The sequence below is a fragment of the Micromonospora sp. FIMYZ51 genome (genome assembly GCF_038246755.1).
Classification (GTDB): Bacteria; Actinomycetota; Actinomycetes; order Mycobacteriales; family Micromonosporaceae; genus Micromonospora.
In genome coordinates, this window is the sequence record NZ_CP134706.1 from 6,329,202 (window position 1) to 6,346,564 (window position 17,363).

Here is a 17,363-nt window from a genome sequence, read left to right on the forward strand (position 1 = left end):
TGACGGCGGCTCCGCGGGGTCGAGCTATGCCGGAGGGGATGGCGCCTCCGGTGGGCGGCCGGCGGCGTTCAGGGCGTCCGCTACGGCAACGCCGAGCAGCACGACGACGGCCGCTACGGCGGCCAGCAATGGCGGGCCCAGGACCAGCGGCGGCGCCAGCAGGACCAGGGTGCCGATGGCCACGACCCGGCGCCATGAGAGCCGGTCGAAGACGATACGTTCCAGTCGCATGCGGCCGAGCAGAAAGACTGCTGGCCCGCCGAGGATCATGGCCAACCAGGCCGGCTGAGTGTGCCCGCCCGGATGCTCCAGCACGATCTTCGAGCCCGCCGCGACGCCGAGGGTACCGATCACCATCAGCACATGAGCCGTGCCAACGGTCCGACCGGCGATCGCCCGGTTCGGCGACAGTGCGAGAGCCTCCGCAAGCACCTGGCCGGCGCGGTAGAAGTAGATCCGCCACATCAGTACGGTCGCCAGGAACGTGATCACCAGGGTCGCCGATGCGGCGGGCGTGGCAGCGTGACTGATGTAGGAGAGACCCACCGCCAGCATCGTCTCGCCGAGTGCGATCAAGAGCAGTTGCTCGTACCGCTCGGGCAGATGGGTACTACTGGTCATTGACCATGCGCTGGCGGAGAACCGGCGCATACCGGGCACCGGCCAGCCGAACCGTCCGACGGTCAGGTCCACGGTGATGGCGATCGACCACACTGCGACGCGCTGCTCATCGCGTACGAACGCGCCGGAGAACCAGAGCACGCTCGAGGCGCCGAACCAGATGGCCTTGCGGGTGTAGAGCAGACGCAACGCTTGGTGGTCACGCAGCAGCGGCCGGAGCAACAGGGGCCGTCCGGCGTGCAGCAGCACGTACGGCACGGCGAAGGCGGCACCGCGCGCGACGAAGGCGTACGGCAGGGACGCCGCCATGATCAGCAGACCGAACGTACTGGCCAGGACGATCAGCTGGATCCGGCGGGACCGGTGATCGAACCGGCTGGTGATGTGCGTAGTGGTCGTCCACAGCCAGAGCAGCGGCAGGGCCAGGACAACCAGGTACAGCAGTGCCAGCCAGCGTTGCCCCGAGTTGCCGGAAAGAAGATCCTGCACCACCCGGGTGACGACCCCGTTCAGAGCAAAGACCAGAACCAGGTCGAAGAACAGCTCGAGAAAGTTGGCCTGCCGAGCGTCCTCCTCGCCGCGCAGAATGCTCCCGCCCCGCGCAGGTTCGGTCCACCTCATTCGCCCATGTTCGCCAGGTAGAAACTAGTTTTACATCATTTCACCCTTTTACCCATCCAACCGGAACGAGGTGGCAGGCGGGTACACCAGTGGCGGCGAACGGCCGGCGGCGGCAGGCGGCGAACGGCCGGCGGCGACAGGCGGTTACGCCAGCGGTGGCGGACGGCCAGCGGTGGCAGGTGGCGGCCGAGGATCAGCGGAAGGCGCGGATCACGGCCAGAGTGGCGTGTACGTCGAACTGGTGGCCGTCGTCGCTGCTCCAACCGCCGTCCGTACGCTGCGTCTCGGTCAGCCGGCGGCGGGCCGCCACAAGCGTCCACTCCTGCTCGTCGACGCCGACCCGACGCAGCGTCGAAGCCAACCACGCGGCGTCGGCTGGCGCCGCCTGCGGTAGCCGCTCGGCGAGCACCGCCTTGATCCGCGCCGACTCGTAGAACATCTGCTGCCGGTGCAGCACCGCCGCGCTCAGCCAGCCGGCGGCCAGGAAGGACGGCCAACTGCCGTCGGGGTGCAGCTGGGCGGCGAGCGCCTGGCCCGCGGCCTGCACCACACCGGCGTACGCCCCGCCGACGCGATGGTCGAGCGGGCCGGCGGCCCGGGCGTCCAGGCCGGCCACGGTGAGCCAGAACGCGGCGTTGGCGGTCAGATAGAGTCGCGCCTCCGGGCTACCCGGACGGGCCCACTCGGGAGCGCTGTCGGCGAGCGCCTGGTCCTCTTCCCAGCAGCCGTCGCGCTGCTGGGCGGCGGCCAGCCAGTCCAGCGCCCGGCGGGCGGCCGGCCGGCCCAGCGCGCCGAGATCGTCCAACTCGGTCAGCCGGAAACAGGTCGCGTCGACGGAAGCGACCTCGTCACCCCAGGTAGCCGGCCAGCCGCCACCCAGGGTCTGGCCGATCTCGGCGCTGTCGAGCACCTCGGGAGGCGGCGGGGTGCCGGTGCGCAACCAGGAGAGCCGGGCACGCTCCACGGCGTCCCCGTGCGCCACCACGAACCCGATCGCGGCGTCGATGTCGACCACGGCGGTCAGGCTACCGGCGGGAAGATGATTGCGCCTCGGTTCTTCGGGCAGGTGGACCTGCCCGACGGCGGGGTGAGCTGGGTGTTCGTTGCGAACTGTTAATAGGGGGCCCCTCCTCTACACCAGGCGTTAAGAAGGGGCCCTTCCTTACTTCAGTACGTGGGGAGGGCGGGGTCGATCTGCTTGATCCAGGAGAGCACCCCGCCCTGTACGTGGACGGCGTCACGGAAGCCGGCCGCCTTCAGCGCGGCCAGCGCCTCGGCGGACCGGACGCCGGACTTGCAGTGCAGCACGACCTGCTTGTCCTGCGGCAGCCTGGACAGCGCCTCGCCGGAGAGGATCTCCCCCTTGGGGATCAGCGTTGCGCCGGGGATCCGGACGATCTCGTACTCGGCCGGCTCCCGCACGTCGACGAGGAAGATGTCCTTGCCGGCGTCCTGCCACTCCTTCAGCTCGGTCGCGGTGATGGTGGCGTCGACCACCGCCTCCTGCGCCTCGACCGAGACCGCACCGCAGAAGTCCTCGTAGTCCTCCATCAGGTCGGTCAGGGTCGCGTTCTCGCCGCAGAGCACGCAGTTCGGGTCCTTGCGAACCTTGATCTTGCGGTAGCTCATCTCCAGGGCGTCGTAGACCATCAGCCGGCCGACCAGCGGCTCGCCGATGCCGGTGAGCAGCTTGATCGCCTCGTTGACCTGGATCGAACCGATCGAGGCGCAGAGCACACCGAGCACGCCACCCTCGGCGCAGGAGGGGACCATGCCGGGCGGCGGGGGCTCCGGGTAGAGGCAGCGGTAGCAGGGACCGTGCTCGGCCCAGAACACCGACGCCTGGCCGTCGAAGCGGTAGATCGACCCCCAGACGTACGGCTTGCCGAGCAGCACCGCCGCGTCGTTGACCATGTACCGGGTGGCGAAGTTGTCCGTGCCGTCGACGATCAGGTCGTACTGGGCGAAGATCTCGCGGACGTTCTCCCGGTCCAGCGCGGTGTTGTGAATCACCACCTCGACCAGCGGGTTGATCTCGCGGACGCTTGCCGCCGCCGACTCGGCCTTGGGGCGGCCCACGTCGGAGACGCCGTGGATGACCTGGCGCTGGAGGTTGGACTCGTCGACGACGTCGAAGTCGATGATGCCGAGGGTGCCGACCCCGGCCGCGGCCAGGTACAGCAGCCCAGGAGAACCGAGGCCACCGGCGCCGACACAGAGCACCCGGGCGTTCTTCAGCCGCTTCTGGCCGGTCACCCCGACGTCAGGAATGATCAGGTGACGCGAGTAGCGGCGGATCTCGTCAACGGTCAGCTCGGCGGCGGGTTCGACGAGCGGGGGCAGCGACACGGTGAACTCCCCGGGATCGATGTGGCGGGCAACCGAGCCATTGTCGCTCGCCGAGGCGCCCATCGACCATGAGCAGGGACACGTCGCCCGGCATGCGGGAGCGGGAATAAGACGGACCGGAGCAGCGGGCTCAGGGCACGAGGTCACCGGCGTACCGGTGCCCGTCGAGGAAGGGCCAGGCGTTCGCCACGCAGCCCGCCAGACCGTACGTCTGCTGCTGCATCACCGGCGCGGGGCGGCCGGGACCCGGGCACGCCTCGTGGGACTCCCCGAACTCGTGGCCGATCTCGTGGTTGAGCACGTACGCCCGGTACACCGCCACCGGCGCCCCGTAGTCCGGTACCGCCGTCAGCCAGCGGGCCAGGTTGATGACCACCTGTCCGGGCAGCTGGCAGGAGGCGTAGCCCTCGGTGTGCAGCCCGCCCTCGGCACACATCGCCGTCGAGGTGGTCGGGGTGGCCAGGTAGACGGTGAAATCGGCCCGATCGGCCTCGGCGACCCGTTGCATCCGCAGCTCGGCGGAGCCGATCCAGCTACGCGGGTCGGCCAGTACCGCGTCGACCTCGGTCGCGAACTCGGCCGGGTCCTGCCCGGCGCCCTGCTCCACGGCGACCCGGTATCGGACGACCGGCCCGGCCACCCCGCGTACCGGCGAGTCCTGGTCGGCCACCAGGAAGCTGCCGGTGCCGCTGCTCGGCACGGCGCTGGGCGGGGTCGGCCCGTCCGTAGCGACGCGGGCCGCGCTCCGGTCCGGGACGGTCGGCTGCTCGGCGGCCCGGACCACGGAGACCGTGGCCATGATCGCGAACGCCAGCACCAGGGTCACCCTGGCGAGCAGGATCACCGTGGGCTTACGCCGCCTCGACCGGCTCGCCGGTAGATCGGCCGACGGTATCCCAGGAAGGGGCGAAGCGGGCATAGATCTATCATTGCACCGCAATCAGGCGCATCCCGGCAACTTGGACCGATCGCCGCCGACGGCAGGTCTTTCAGATGCATCCCGGCAAGTCGGGCCGATCGCCGCCGACGGGCGGCTCTCTCAGAGCCGCGGACCGGCGTATCGCCGGCCGTCAAGGTACGGCCAGGGATTGGCCACGCAGCCGTTGAGAAAGAGCGTCTGCTGCATCATCACCGGCGCCGGCTTGCCCTTGCCCGGACAGCGCTCGTGCCGGTTACCCAACTGGTGCCCGACCTCGTGGTTGACCACGTAGTTGCGGTAGACCGAGAGCGGCACCTTCGCGTCGACGTAGTGCGGCACCGACAACCGCCAGCGCTCCAAGTTGATGATCACTTTTCCGGGGGCCCGGCAGGAGGTGTAGGGCCGCCCGCCGACCCGGATGTCCACACCTCCGGCGGCACACATCCGGCCCGCTGTGCGCGGCGTCGCCAGGTAGACCGTGAAGTCGTACCCGGCGTCCCGGTCGACCTGCCGCAGCCGCAGGCGACCGCTGTCCACCCAGCTACCCGGGCCGGTCAGCGCCGTCTGCACGGCCAGCGCGAACTCACCGGCGTCCACCCCCGAACCGGCCTCCACCGCGACCCGGTAGCCCTGCATTCGGCCGCCCGTGCCGAGCACCGGTCCGGTGCGGTCGTCGATCACGAAGTTGCCCCGTCCGGCGGACGGAACCGGCCCGGGTTCCCGCAGCACCGGCGGCTTGGGCGAGGGGCTCGCCGAGGTCGGTGCGGGCGACGGGGTCACCGGCGGCGGGGCGACCGCCATCGCGGGCGACGACGGCGTTGCACCGGCCACCTCGTTGGCCCCGGCCGCGCCGCGCAGCCAGCCGGTGCCTCCCGCGACAAGCGTCACCGCCGCGCCGACCGCAGCCAGCACCACCGCCGCCCGGGCGACGACCGCAGGCCGCCGCCGGGGCATGCTCCCGCGCGTCGCACCGGCGACCGGCGCCGCCGACTTCGACGGCCGGACATGCCGGCCGGGTTGCCGGCGATGGCTACGGGGAAGCGACACCCGGCTCATCCTGCCAGGTCGGTCCGGCGACCGTGGTCCCCCGATTCGGTGAGCAGTCCGACCACGGCCCGGGCCACCAGGCGTGGTACCTCAAGCTGCGCCACGTGCCCGACGCCGTCGAGCATCAGCAGCCGGCTGTCCGGGATGACCCGGGCGGTCTGCGGCGCCACCCGCACGTCGACCAGCCGATCCTGCCGTCCCCCGACGACAAGCGTCGGCGCCTGCACCGATGCGGCCATCCGCCACAGCGAGTCCGAGCCCGGTAGGTACGACCGGAGGAAGCTGGAGACCAGGCCGCGGAACGTCCGGACGTACGCCGCCGCGTAGTGCTCCGCCTGGTAGCGCACCCGGATCTCCTCCAGCGCCTCCCGTCGGCGCTGGTCACAGATTCGACTGAGGTCGGCCACGCACGCCTCCATCACCTGCTGGGCCATCACCTCCGGTGCCAGCTGGGCCAGCCGCCAGGCGGCCAGCCGCTCGCCCCGGGGGACCGCCAACAGGGGCAGCATCCGGCCCTGCAACGACCGCCGGAAGTCGAGGAACGGCAGGGCCGGCGACACCAGGGTCAGCGTCCGGACCAGGTCCGGCCGCAGCGCCGCCACCCGCACCGAGATCGCGCCGCCCAGCGAATTGCCGAACAGGTGCACCGGACCTCGACCCGAGTGCTCGATCCAGCGGATCACCCGCTGCGCGAAGACCGGCACCGTGTAGCGCTGGCCCGGCGCGCTGCGGCCGAAGCCCGGCAGGTCGATCGCCTGACCGTCCAGCCGGTCGGCGAGCAGACCGGCCAGGTCGGTCCAGTTCTGCGACGAGCCACCCAGGCCGTGCACGTAGAGCGCCGGTTCCGCGTCCGGCCCGGTGGCCGGTGTGTCCCGCACATAGGTGACCAGGCCGTCGAGGCGGACCTCCCGGCCGGGCCAGGGCGGCGGGACCGAGTGTGCGGGGAGCAGCTGATCTGGCCAGAGGGTCGCAGGCTTCACCGTTCCAGTCTGCCTGCCGACGGCTCAGGCCAGCAGCGCCTCCAGCCGCCGATTCACCGCAGCCAGTGTGGCCCGTACCACCGCCTGTCGAGGGTCACCCGCGACCAGGGCGGAGCCGGCGAGCTGCTCGACCCAGCCGTCGCAGACCAGCAGCACCACGACGGTAGCCACCTCACAGTTGCCGAACGGCACCACGGCGGCGTGCTCCACGAAGCAGCGTCCCCGGTCGGCGGTCGCGCCGGTGCCGCGCAGCAACTCGTCGATCGCGGCGGCGGCGGCCACCGCACAGAGGCGCAGCACGTACCCGTCCACGGCGGGTCCGGTGGCGTAACCCGCCGAGTTCTGCTCGCCGGCGACCAGCCGTACCTCGACTGTGCCTTCGAGCCCGAAGGTGCTCACCTGGACGTGGTCGAGCACCACCCGGGGTCCGGGCGTACCGCCGGTGTTGAGTGGCCGGGACGGCGCGGACTCGGTGGTGGTCAGCTGCCCACCGGAGTAGGAGGCGCCAAGGGTGGCCGGGCTGCCCGGCGGGCTCACCTCTTCCACGGTGGCCCGACCCCGGCCGGCGGGCGGGCTCGGCCGGCGGCGCCGGGAGGTCTCCGGCACCTGCTCGGTCCGGGCGGCGATGGCCTCCGCCCGGGCGGCGGCGGGTCGATTGGCCGGCCGGCGGGGCTCACCGGCGGTCCGGGCCTCGCCGCCGTCGCCGCCCCGGTTCTCGACGGAGCGTCGGCGCACCGGCGGCGCGACTGGTGTCTCCGGTACGCCGTGCGGCGCGGCGGCCAGCCCCATCCGCTCCTGGAGCAGGCGGGCGACGTGCCGGCTCACCTCGGCCGGGTCGGCACCGTCGGAAAGGTCCAGGCGCAGGCTGTGGGCACCGGCAGGGGTACGACGCAGGGACGCGTCCCGCACCCCCTCGACGCCGCGTACGGCATCGAGGATCGCGTTGACGTCGAAGCCCTCGGGCCGTTCACGCAACGGCGCCGGCTCGTCGTCCCGACGGAGGTGGGTGGCGGTCCGGGCGAGTTCCGGAGTTTCGGCGGGTGGGTCCACGGCTGGCGGCTCCGGCACGACGGGCACGTCCGGTTCGGCGGGGACGCGCTGCGGCAACACCGCCGACGTGCTGTCCGGCGACCCCTCGCCGGACAACTCCGGATCAGGCGCGGATCGACGTGCCGCGTAGGGGACTGCGCTCGTCGGAACGGGCGCGGCGGGGATGCGCTCACGGCGGCCCGTTCCGCTGGCGGACGCACCATCCGCCGGATCGGTCGACGCCGAGGTCGGCCGGGTCGCGGCCGAATCCGGAGCGGGCTGGGGAGGTGCCGGCTCGTCGGGCACCGGACGGAGCCGGAACGGCCGGTAGGCCGGCGGATCGGCGGCCGGGCCGACCTCGGCCACCGGCAGCGCCGATCCCGGCTCGGGCGGGGTGTCCCGAGCGGCCGGCGGAGCACTGGTCGGCGGGGTACTGGCGGGCGGGGTACTGGTCGGCGGGGTACTTGCGGGCGGGGCGCTGGCCGGGCCGAGCGCCCACGGCAGGCGCTCCTCACCCGCCGGCTGACCGGAGGCGCGGCCACCCCACGACTGGCCCTCGTCGAGTCGCGCGCCCCACGGCAGCGCGTCGTCGGCCGGTGCACCGCTGACCGGCGGGCCGCCCCAGGACGGGTACTCGCCGGCGGGTGGCTCGCTAGTCGACCGGGCGGCCCACGGCGGATGTTCCGGGCTCGGCGGATCGCTCGACGGACCGGCCGCCCAGGACGGCCGGTGCGCCGACGGCGCATTCGGTGACTCGGCTCGCCACGAGGGCCGGTCCGGCTCCGGCGGGGCGTTCTGCGGCTCGGCCGCCCACGACGGCCGGTCGGCCGCCGGCTCGGGCTCGGCGGCGCGTCCCTGCCCCGGGTCGGGGCGGGCAGCCTCCGCTCGGGAGGGCTCGTACGGGCGGGGGCGCTCGACGGGTATCGCCTGGTAGGGCCGCGTCGGTTCGGCGCGCACCGGCTCGTACGGCCGGCTGGGCTCGCTTACCCAACTCGGTGCCGGCGCTTCGCGCGACCGCCGGTCGGTCGATTCGCCGTCGCCGTGCGCCCATGACGGCGCGTCACCCCGGGCCCAGGAAGGTGCCCAGTCGTTGGCCGTGCCGGACCGGGCCCAGCTCGGCCGCTCGGGCTCGGCCGGTGGCGGCTCGACCGGTGGCGGCTCGGCCGGGGACTGCCCGGCGGCCTCGGGGCCGGGTGCCGGCGGCCGGTCGGCGGCACCCGGGCCGGCCGCACGACCACTGTCGGGCGGCGCGGTTCGGGTCTGCGGGGTCGACTCGGGCGGAAAGGCGACGTCCCAGGCGGCGGGCGGGCCGGACGTCGGCAGGTCACCGGAGCGCTCGGCGGTGGGGGCGTGCAGACCGGGCGGCACCTCGAAGCCGGAGGCGGCGGTGCCGACGGGCGGCACCTGCACGGCAGGCGGCGCGGAGGTCGGCAGCCCGGCGGCCCCGGATCCGGCCGGTTCGCTTGCGGAGCCGGGCCGCGGCGCCGGCACCACGAGTCGGTCCCGACCCGGATCGCGGCCAGCCTCACGTGGCCCGGGTGGGGCGCTCACCGGGGCGTACTGGCCGCCGGACGGCTCCTCCGGGTGGTGCACGCCGTTGACGTGGTGCCCGTTGACCCGGGCCGGCTGCTCGGGCCGGGCCGACTCGCCAAGTGGCGCGGGCAGATCGGCGTAGCGCGGCGCGGCGGCGGCCCAACCCGGGGGCGGCTCAGACTGACGCCAGGTGGCGGCGGAGTCGTCTGCGTTCCAGGACCAGTCGGCAGCCGACGGGGCCCACCCGTTGCCGGAACGGGCCAGGTCATCCCGCTGACCCGCACCGTCGCCGTGCTCTCCCGGGGTGGCGGCACCGGGTTGCCCTGTTTCACTCACCGCGCGCTCCTTGGTCGCCCCCGCTGAGGCTACCGTGTGGCGACAGTGGCGATAAGTTACAGCGGCGGGCCAATTCCGTGCGGAGCCTCCGGGCCCCGACCGGTTCGGGCGAAATGCCGGCCCGTACGACAACCTCGGAGGTTCCCATGACCACTGTTGGGAACGGCGCCCAGACCGCCGGCCGGCCCACCCGACTTCCCCGGTCGGCGCGCCGCAAGCAGCTGCTCGCCGCAGCTCAGGAGGTGTTTGTCGCGCACGGCTACCACGCCGCGGCGATGGACGACATCGCCGAGCGGGCCGGGGTCTCCAAGCCCGTGCTGTACCAGCACTTCCCCGGCAAGATGGAGCTCTACCTGGCGCTACTTGACACGCACTGTGACGCGATCGTCGCAAAGGTGCACGACGCCATGGCGAGCACCACCGACAACAAGGAACGGGTAAGCGCGTCCGTGCGGGCGTACTTCGACTTCGTCGACCACGAGAGTGAGGCCTTCCGGCTGGTCTTCGAGTCGGACCTGCGCAACGACCCGGCCGTGCGGCAGCGCGTGGAGCGGGTCGAGCAGGGCTGCATCGCGGCCATCACCGACACCATCATCTCCGACACCGGGGTCAGCCGGGCGCACGCCGAGTTGCTCGCCTCCGGTCTGGTGGGCGCGGCCGAGACCGCCGCGCAGTTCTGGCTGGCCGGGGGGCGGCAGGTGCCCAAGGCGGAGGCGGAGGCACTTGTCGCCGCGCTGTCCTGGCGGGGCATCGCCAGCTTCCCGTTGCAAGGTGAGTCAGCCTGAACCGACACCTTGTGATCCGATAGCCTTCGCAACGGCGGCAATTTCGCCCGACGGAGGAGGCAAAGTGGAGGTCAAGATCGGCGTGCAGTACGCACCGCGCGAGCTGGTCCTGGAGAGCGCGCAGTCGCCGGCCGAGATCGAGCGGATCGTGACCGACGCCGTCGCCAGGGGCGAGGGCACCCTTTCCCTGACCGACGAGAAGGGCCGGCGGATCATCGTGCCGGTTGGCAAGGTCGCCTATGTCGAGATCGCGGAGGCGTCTCCCCGGGCGGTCGGCTTCACCGTTCGCTGACGCTCAGTCGTAGCCGGCCGGCGGTTGACCGCCACGCGCGGTGAACCGCCGGCCGAGCCCGTCACACCGCCGCTCACCAGGCCGGTAAGCGCTCAGCGGTGATACACGTCACATTTTTGCCCTCCCCGTAGCGTTCACTTGCTCGGGAATCGGGACGGCGTATGGCCCGTTCGGGTAGCATGGAGGAGTTGCCGTAGGTGTCGAGCCGGCCGGGAGCCCATCCGGGTTCCGGTCGAAGTCCGACCCGCGGCGCGCGTGCGGCCCGGTCCGCCCGGCAATCTGCCGCCGACCGTGTGGCCCGCGCCATACCGAACGCGCCCTGAGGACATGACGGGGCGCACCCACGAGAGGGCACCCCCAAATCCACATGAGTGAGCTGATTCAAGACCTCACAGACGGCCAGGAACTGGCCCCGACCGCCCCGGTCCGACCGGAGGCGCCGACCTTCGCCGAGCTCGGTGCACGCGCCGAGACGGTCGAGGCGCTGGCTGCGGCCGGCATCACCCGCGCCTTCGCCATCCAGGAGTACGCGCTGCCGATCGCGCTGCGCGGCGCCGACCTGATCGGGCAGGCCCCGACCGGCACCGGCAAGACCCTCGGCTTCGGCGTACCGCTGCTGGAGCGGGTCCTCGCACCCGGCGAGGGTGGCGACGGCCTGCCCCAGGCACTTGTCGTCGTACCAACCCGTGAACTGGGCATCCAGGTCGCCAAGGACATCGCGGCAGCCGGCCGCACCCGGGGCGTACGCGTGCTGCCGATCTACGGCGGCGTGGCGTACGAGCCGCAGGTCGATGCGCTGCGCAAGGGCGTGGAGATCCTGGTCGGCACGCCGGGCCGGCTGCTCGACCTGGCCAAGCAGAAGCAACTGCGCCTGCACGGCGTACGCGCGCTGGTGCTGGACGAGGCCGACCGCATGCTCGACCTGGGCTTCCTCGACGACGTCGAGCGAATCCTGGCGATGCTGCCGGAGGACCGGCAGACGATGCTATTCTCCGCGACCATGCCGGACCCGATCGTGACGCTGTCCCGGCGGTTCCTGCGCCACCCGATCACGATCCACGCCGGCCACACGGCGGAGACCGGCCCGTCGCCGCAGACCGAGCAACTGGTCTACCGCACCCACTCGATGAACAAGATCGAGATCGTGGCCCGGATCCTCCAGGCGGAGAGCCGTGGCCTGACCATGATCTTCACGCGCACCAAGCGCGCCGCCGACCGGGTCTCCGAGGATCTCGACTTCCGTGGCTTCGCGGTCGCGGCGGTACACGGTGACCTCGGCCAGGGCGCACGCGAGCGGGCGCTGCGGGCATTCCGGGCCGGCAAGATCGACACCCTGGTCGCCACCGACGTCGCCGCCCGGGGCATCGACGTCACCGGCGTCACCCACGTCATCAACTACGACTGTCCGGAAGACCAGGACACCTACACCCACCGGATCGGCCGTACCGGTCGGGCCGGCGCGAGCGGCGTGGCGGTGACCTTCGTCGACTGGGACGACATGCCGCGTTGGCGGATCATCGACAAGACGCTCGGGCTGGACATGCCGGAGCCGCCGGAGACGTACCACACCTCCGCACACCTCTACACCGACCTGCACATCCCGACGGGTGTCACCGGCACCCTGCCGACCGCCGAGCGCACCCGCGCCGGCCTGTCCGCCGAGGTCGAGGAGGATCTGGGCGGCGGTCGCTCCCGCCGGGGCGAGCAGCGCGGTTCCGCGCGCCGGGGCCGTGGCCGGGACGAGGGCGGACGCGGTCGCGGACGGGGACGCGGCGAGAGCACTGGCGCGCGGGCCGACGACCCCGCGCCGGAGGCCACCGAGAGCACGGCCGACGAAGGTACCCGTACCCCCCGTCGCCGTCGGCGTCGCCGGGCCGGCGAGGTGGTGACCGCCAACGCGACCGCGACGACAGGCGACGGCACGCCAGCCGAGAGCGCACCGGCCGCCACCGGTGAGGCCCCGCGCCCGCGGCGGCGCCGCCGCCGTGGTGGCGCCGGCAGCCCGAGCGGTACGCCGGCCGAGGTGTCCACCGACTGACCACGGATCGAGGTGCCGTCAGGTGGCGGCACCCCACCGGCCCCGCGCATGACGGGCCGGTGCGCCCCGCGCATGACGGGCCGGTGCGGCACGGTCAGCCCCGCCCCCGCCCCCGCCGCCCCGCGACGGGGGCACACCCTTACCTGCGGCCGTCCGCCGCTCGTCGCCGTCGTCCGACTCACCCGCCGCCACCTGCCGCTGCTCGCGGTGCCGGTACGGGTCGGGTGGCGGCAGTGCGCGCCGGGTGGACATGGAAGATGGAACGATGCCCGAATCCTTGGACTCGGCCCTGGCCGAGGTGCGCTCGATGCTGCTCGGTTCCGCGCTGACCCGGGCCGTGGCCGCGGGTCGGCGGCGCGGCCAGCGCCCGTCGGTGGTCCGGGCCGAACTGCGGTCGGTCGCGTTGAAGGCCGGTCCGCGACTACAGATCGCCACCTCGGACGGTGCCCGGCCGTACACCCGCAACCTCGCACCCGGTCCCGAGGCGGTCGCGGCGGTCGAGGCGCTGCTCGCCGAGCCGTTCGGCAACTGGCACGTGGAGACCGCCGACCGCACCTTGCAACTGCGGGTCACCAAGTCGGGCGAGGCACAGGTGCACCGGACGGCCGCCACTCGCCCGGCCACTGCACCGACCGGACACGACCGGGCCAAGGAGTACCTGCTCGACCCCGGCGACCCGATCTTCGCCGAGATCGGCGGGTCGGCGGCGAAGCGGCGGCAGGTCGACGCGTTCCTGCGGGCGTTGGCGGCCACCCTGCCGGACGAGCCGGCCCGCAACCTGAGCGGCCCGCTGCGCGTGGTGGACCTGGGCTGCGGAAACGCGTACCTGACCTTCGCCGCGTACCGCTATCTCGCGCAGCTTGGCCTCGACGTCGAGTTGGTCGGCGTGGATGTCCGCGACGACCAGCGCCGCCGCAACACCGAGCTGGCCGAGCGGTTGGGGTGGGCCGACCGGGTACGGTTCGTGGCCGGCACCATCGCCGACGCCGTGGTCGAGCCGGCCCCCGACCTGGTGCTCGCGTTGCACGCCTGCGACACCGCCACCGACGAGGCGTTGGCCCGAGCGGTGCACTGGGGTGCCCGCTGGGTACTCGCCGCGCCCTGCTGCCACCACGACATCGCCGCGCAGTTGCGCGCCCGACCGGCGCCCGGAGCGTACGAGCTGCTCACCCGGCAGGGCATCCTCCGCGAGCGCTTCGCGGACGTCCTCACCGACGCGCTGCGCGCCGCACTGTTGCGGTTGCACGGCTACCGGGCCGAGGTGGTCGAGTTCGTCGACTCCGCACACACCCCACGCAACCTGCTGATCCGGGCCCGGCGTACGGAGGCCGCGCCCACGGACCGACAGCGCACGGAGTACCGCGAGCTGGTCGGGCAGTGGCAGCTCACTCCCCGGCTGGAGAGCCTGCTCGACCGGTCCGACCTGGCCGGGTGACCGCATCGGGTCTCGCCGCCGGGACTGTCTGTTCGGTCAGTCAGTTGTATCTCCCGCCGGTCGTACTACTCTCGAAGTGCGCACCGCGGGGGTGCCGGTCGGGAGGTAACACCCACCGGATGGGATCGGCAGAGGTTTCGCCACAGATGGCATTCGCGCGCTTCGTGCGCCAGGCCATCGACGAGGCCCGTGAAGAGCGTGGCTGGACGGTCAGCGACCTGGCGACGCACACCGGTGTCGGTCGTTCCACCGTCTTCCGCTGGCTCGCCGGCGACTGGCACGACTATCCCGAGCTGGCCAAGGTCCGCGGCTTCTGTGCCGCGCTGGAGCTGCCGGTGGCCGCCGCCTTCCGCGCGCTCGGCCTGCCCGACGCCGGGGCAGGGCCGCTGCGGCGTGGCGACGACAGCCCGGTCGAAGCGGACGTTCGGGTGATCCTGCAACGGCTGGCGGATCCGACCGTGCCGGCCGAGGAGAAGCATCACATCCGCGACCTGCTGCGCTACCTCGCCCGCCGCCCGATCCGCCGCGCCGGCTGACCAGCTGAGCTGGCCCGGGGCTGGCCGGGGCTGGGCTGGCTGGCCGGGGCTGGGCTGGGCCGGCCGGGGCTGGGCTGGGCCGGGGCTGGGCCGGGGCTGGGCTGGGCCGGCCTGGGCTGGGCTGGGCCGGGGCTGGGCTGGGCCGGCCGGGGCTGGGCCGGGGCTGGGCTGGGCTGGGCGGGCCGGGGCTGAGCTGGCCCGGGCTGGCCGGGCCGGGGCTCTGCTGCGCTGACTGGGCTACGGCACGGTGACGGTGAACTCGGCGGTCCGCACCTCGCCGCCGGTGGCGAAGTCCAGGTAGAGGCGGTACCGCCCCGGCCCGGGCGTGGTCAACCAGAACTGGATCGCACCGTCCACCAGCTCCGGCTCCGGATGCACGTGCAGATAGCCGAGATCCCCCTCGCGCAGCACGACGAGGTGGCCGTACGCCCCGAGGTAGTGCTCCAGCGGCGGCACGGTGCCGTCCGCCGCGCTGACCCGGAACGACAGCGGGGTGGTCAGGCCAGGGTCGAAGGTGCCCTGGTAGCCGACCGTGAACCCGTCGACCGTGGCGGTGGCCGTCGGCGCGGGCAGGGCCCGAGGCACGTACCGGCCCGGTGCGACCAGGTCCACACCGAGGGTGGTGGCCGTCTGCCGGCCGTCGTCGGCGAGCGCCGTGAAGTCGGCGTACGCCCGCCAGATGCCCGGCTCCGGCAGCGTGAGCGGCACCGACCAGGTCCCGTCCGCCGCCATGGTCGGATGCAGGTGCTGGTAACCGGTCAGGTCCCGGCGCACCACGATCAGATGCATTGGCTTGTCGTGCACGACCGCGAAGCGGGTCACTGCCCGGCGTTGCCCGTCCCGGATCTGGAAACGCAGCTCGCCGGCCTGCCCTGCGGTGAAGTCGCCGCTGCGCGGGGCGAGGGTGTAGCCGTCCCGGCTGACCGCCAGGCCCCCCGCCTCGGCCGCCTCGGCCTGTCCCGTGCCGTGCGAGTGTGCGCCGGCACCGGGCGCATGGGTGTGGTCGGCCAACGCGCTGTCGGAGCCGCCCATCGCCGACGCCGGCCCACCGCCGTTGATCCGGCCGAGCCCGAAGCCGAGCAGCACGGCGAGGACCAGCCCGCCGACCACCAGCGCCAGCCGGACGGTGGCCCGATCCGGCACCGCGGAGCCCCTTCGGGGCCGGTGCCGGCCCCGCCGCCGGCCGCTCGGCGCTCCGCACCGACCCGAGCGCCACCCCGTCGAGGCCCTGCTCACCCATGCTCCCCACCGTACCGCCGCCCTCCCCACCCCCACCCCCGCCCTCCCCACCCCACCCCGCCCCACCCCCGCCCCACCCCCGCCCCGCCCCCGTCCCCACCCCACCCCCGTCCCCGCCTCGCCCCGCCTCGCCCCGCCTCGCCGATCTTGCACTTTGTGTCGCCGATACAAGGCATTCACCCCTTTACCCCGACCGAAAGTGCAAGATCGGCGGGGCGGGGAGGGTGGGGGTGTCCCTATGGGTTTCGTCAAGCGGGGACGGGGCTGGTCGGGCGGGGTTGGTAGGGATCTTGTCGCGGAGCATGGCGTATAGGACGTCGCAGCGGCGTCGGGCGAGGCAGATGAGGGCGGCGTTGTGGCGTTTACCTTCGGCGCGTTTGCGGTCGTAGTAGGCGCGGCTGACGGGGTCTGCGAGGGATGCGAACGCGGCGAGGAAGAACGCGCGTTTGAGGTTCTTGTTGCCGCCTCGGGGTGGGTGCTCGCCGCGGATGCTGGTGCCGGAGCGTCGGGTGACGGGGGCGAGGCCGGCGTAGGCGGCGAGGTGGCCGGGGTGGCGAAGGCGGTGCCGTCGCCGACTTCGAGCAGGATCGGGCGGCGGTCCTGACGCCGATGCCGGGCATCGATGTCAGGACCGGGGCAAGAGGGTGTGCATCAAGCATCCTCTCGACCTGGTCGGCGACTTGGTCGCGTTGGTGTAGGACGTCGCGGAGGCTGTCGGCGAGACGGGGCAGGATCGTCTCGGCTGCTTGGGTGCCGGGGACGGTGACGGTCTGTTCGTCGAGGGCTGCCATGAGCTGTTCGATGAGCCGTTCACCCATGCGGGGTGCGTGGACGGCGGCGATCGAGAGTAGTTTGCGGCGACCGGCTTTGCGGAGTCCGGCCGGTCCGCCGCAGCGCGACAGCAACTCCAGCACGGCCTTGTGGTGCACCTTCGGGCCGAGAACCCGTTCCAGGGCGGGATGAATCTGGGTGAGTAGTCCCCGGATACGGTTCGACACGCGCGTGGCCTCGCCAGCGAGGTCGTCGTCGAAGCCGACGAGGACCTCCAACTCGGCCAGAGCCTCATCTCCGACGTCGACCCGCCGCAGCGTGTGCGGCAGGGTGCGGGCGGCATCAGCGATGACATAGGCGTCGCGGGCGTCGGTCTTCGCGCTTCCGGGGTGCAGATCGGCGATCCGGCGCATCGCCAGGCCGGGCAGGTAGGCCACCTGATGACCGCATGCCCGAGCCACCGCGACCGGCAGGGCGCCGATCGAGGCGGGCTGGTCGACCACCACCAGCACCCGACCGTGGCCGGCGAGTTTGTCGAACAACTGCCTCAGCCGAGCCTCGGTGTTCGGCAACGGTGCGTCGTGCAGCCGCTTGCCGTCCGGCGCCAACCCGACCGCGTGATGATCACCCTTACCGACATCCAACCCGAGGTAGACGCCGTATCCGCCGTGCACCACACCCGCCTCCACGCATCGTCCGTGGCCTCGGCCACAGGTCCAGGCGTCGGACTGCCGGCACCCACGTTACGAAGAGACCAACCCCAAACAGGGCGGCCGTGTCCCTATCAGCGGTCCGCCGACGCCACCCGACCCGGCGACAACACCCCCCGGAT

General features: G+C 72.9%; 14 protein-coding genes and 1 pseudogene. 5 read left to right on the forward strand and 10 right to left on the reverse strand.

Annotated features, from left to right (window positions below):
• Positions 1-24: 24 nt before the first annotated feature.
• The 7 genes from QQG74_RS28440 to QQG74_RS28470 form a co-directional block, all read right to left on the reverse strand.
• Positions 25-1,242: a low temperature requirement protein A gene (locus tag QQG74_RS28440; protein WP_341717725.1), complete on the reverse strand. Its 1,218-nt coding sequence runs from the start codon at positions 1,240-1,242 to the stop codon at positions 25-27.
• Between the two features lie 193 nt (positions 1,243-1,435).
• A complete protein-coding gene (locus QQG74_RS28445) occupies positions 1,436-2,257 on the reverse strand; it encodes a squalene--hopene cyclase (protein WP_341717726.1) in 822 nt (273 codons plus the stop codon).
• A gap of 152 nt (positions 2,258-2,409) precedes the next feature.
• Positions 2,410-3,591, reverse strand: coding sequence for an adenylyltransferase/sulfurtransferase MoeZ (gene moeZ, locus QQG74_RS28450; RefSeq protein WP_341717727.1), 1,182 nt, complete (start codon positions 3,589-3,591; stop codon positions 2,410-2,412).
• 130 nt (positions 3,592-3,721) lie between these two features.
• Entirely contained in the window at positions 3,722-4,417 is a 696-nt protein-coding gene (locus QQG74_RS28455) for a DUF3152 domain-containing protein (protein ID WP_341717728.1), read from the reverse strand.
• A 213-nt stretch (positions 4,418-4,630) separates the two neighbouring features.
• Positions 4,631-5,566, reverse strand: coding sequence for a DUF3152 domain-containing protein (locus tag QQG74_RS28460; protein WP_341717729.1), 936 nt, complete (start codon positions 5,564-5,566; stop codon positions 4,631-4,633).
• Positions 5,563-6,537: an alpha/beta hydrolase gene (locus QQG74_RS28465; protein ID WP_341717730.1), complete on the reverse strand. Its 975-nt coding sequence runs from the start codon at positions 6,535-6,537 to the stop codon at positions 5,563-5,565. The genes QQG74_RS28460 and QQG74_RS28465 overlap by 4 nt, the downstream gene beginning before the upstream one ends.
• 24 nt (positions 6,538-6,561) lie before the next feature.
• On the reverse strand, positions 6,562-9,435 hold the full coding sequence (locus QQG74_RS28470; protein WP_341717731.1) for a hypothetical protein: 2,874 nt from the start codon (positions 9,433-9,435) through the stop codon (positions 6,562-6,564).
• A gap of 146 nt (positions 9,436-9,581) precedes the next feature.
• Between QQG74_RS28470 and QQG74_RS28475 the strand changes: the two genes are divergently transcribed.
• From QQG74_RS28475 to QQG74_RS28485, 3 genes are all read left to right on the forward strand, one after another.
• Positions 9,582-10,220, forward strand: coding sequence for a TetR/AcrR family transcriptional regulator (locus tag QQG74_RS28475; protein WP_341717732.1), 639 nt, complete (start codon positions 9,582-9,584; stop codon positions 10,218-10,220).
• A 64-nt stretch (positions 10,221-10,284) separates the two neighbouring features.
• Positions 10,285-10,512, forward strand: a complete 228-nt coding sequence (locus QQG74_RS28480; protein WP_099849490.1) for a DUF3107 domain-containing protein — start codon at positions 10,285-10,287, stop codon at positions 10,510-10,512.
• Positions 10,513-10,879: 367 nt separating this feature from the next.
• The gene (locus QQG74_RS28485) at positions 10,880-12,550 is read left to right on the forward strand and encodes a DEAD/DEAH box helicase (RefSeq protein ID WP_341717733.1); all 1,671 of its coding nucleotides are present in this window, start codon (positions 10,880-10,882) and stop codon (positions 12,548-12,550) included.
• An 18-nt stretch (positions 12,551-12,568) separates the two neighbouring features.
• Here the strand turns inward: QQG74_RS28485 and QQG74_RS28490 are convergent, their stop codons facing one another.
• Positions 12,569-12,802 carry a hypothetical protein gene (locus tag QQG74_RS28490; RefSeq protein WP_341717734.1) on the reverse strand — a complete coding sequence of 78 codons (234 nt, stop codon included), beginning with the start codon at positions 12,800-12,802 and terminating at the stop codon, positions 12,569-12,571.
• 13 nt (positions 12,803-12,815) lie between these two features.
• On the opposite strand from QQG74_RS28490, the gene QQG74_RS28495 reads away from it, so the two are divergent.
• Positions 12,816-13,985, forward strand: coding sequence for an SAM-dependent methyltransferase (locus QQG74_RS28495; protein ID WP_341717735.1), 1,170 nt, complete (start codon positions 12,816-12,818; stop codon positions 13,983-13,985).
• Between the two features lie 119 nt (positions 13,986-14,104).
• Entirely contained in the window at positions 14,105-14,521 is a 417-nt protein-coding gene (locus QQG74_RS28500) for a helix-turn-helix domain-containing protein (RefSeq protein ID WP_341717736.1), read from the forward strand.
• A 237-nt stretch (positions 14,522-14,758) separates the two neighbouring features.
• Here QQG74_RS28500 and QQG74_RS28505 read toward each other — a convergent pair whose 3' ends face one another.
• Positions 14,759-15,664: a hypothetical protein gene (locus QQG74_RS28505; RefSeq protein ID WP_341717737.1), complete on the reverse strand. Its 906-nt coding sequence runs from the start codon at positions 15,662-15,664 to the stop codon at positions 14,759-14,761.
• Between the two features lie 280 nt (positions 15,665-15,944).
• A pseudogene (locus tag QQG74_RS28510) lies at positions 15,945-17,205 on the reverse strand (IS110 family transposase).
• Between the last annotated feature and the right edge of the window lie 158 nt (positions 17,206-17,363).

What these genes read in the sequence shown, in the direction of transcription:
- QQG74_RS28440 (WP_341717725.1), bottom strand. Translation starts at nt 1,242, where the DNA reads ATGAGGTGGACCGAACCTGCGCGGGGCGGGAGCATTCTGCGCGGCGAG.
- QQG74_RS28460 (WP_341717729.1), bottom strand. Translation starts at nt 5,566, where the DNA reads ATGAGCCGGGTGTCGCTTCCCCGTAGCCATCGCCGGCAACCCGGCCGG.
- QQG74_RS28475 (WP_341717732.1), top strand. Translation starts at nt 9,582, where the DNA reads ATGACCACTGTTGGGAACGGCGCCCAGACCGCCGGCCGGCCCACCCGA.
- QQG74_RS28485 (WP_341717733.1), top strand. Translation starts at nt 10,880, where the DNA reads ATGAGTGAGCTGATTCAAGACCTCACAGACGGCCAGGAACTGGCCCCG.
- QQG74_RS28490 (WP_341717734.1), bottom strand. Translation starts at nt 12,802, where the DNA reads ATGTCCACCCGGCGCGCACTGCCGCCACCCGACCCGTACCGGCACCGC.
- QQG74_RS28495 (WP_341717735.1), top strand. Translation starts at nt 12,816, where the DNA reads ATGCCCGAATCCTTGGACTCGGCCCTGGCCGAGGTGCGCTCGATGCTG.
- QQG74_RS28500 (WP_341717736.1), top strand. Translation starts at nt 14,105, where the DNA reads ATGGGATCGGCAGAGGTTTCGCCACAGATGGCATTCGCGCGCTTCGTG.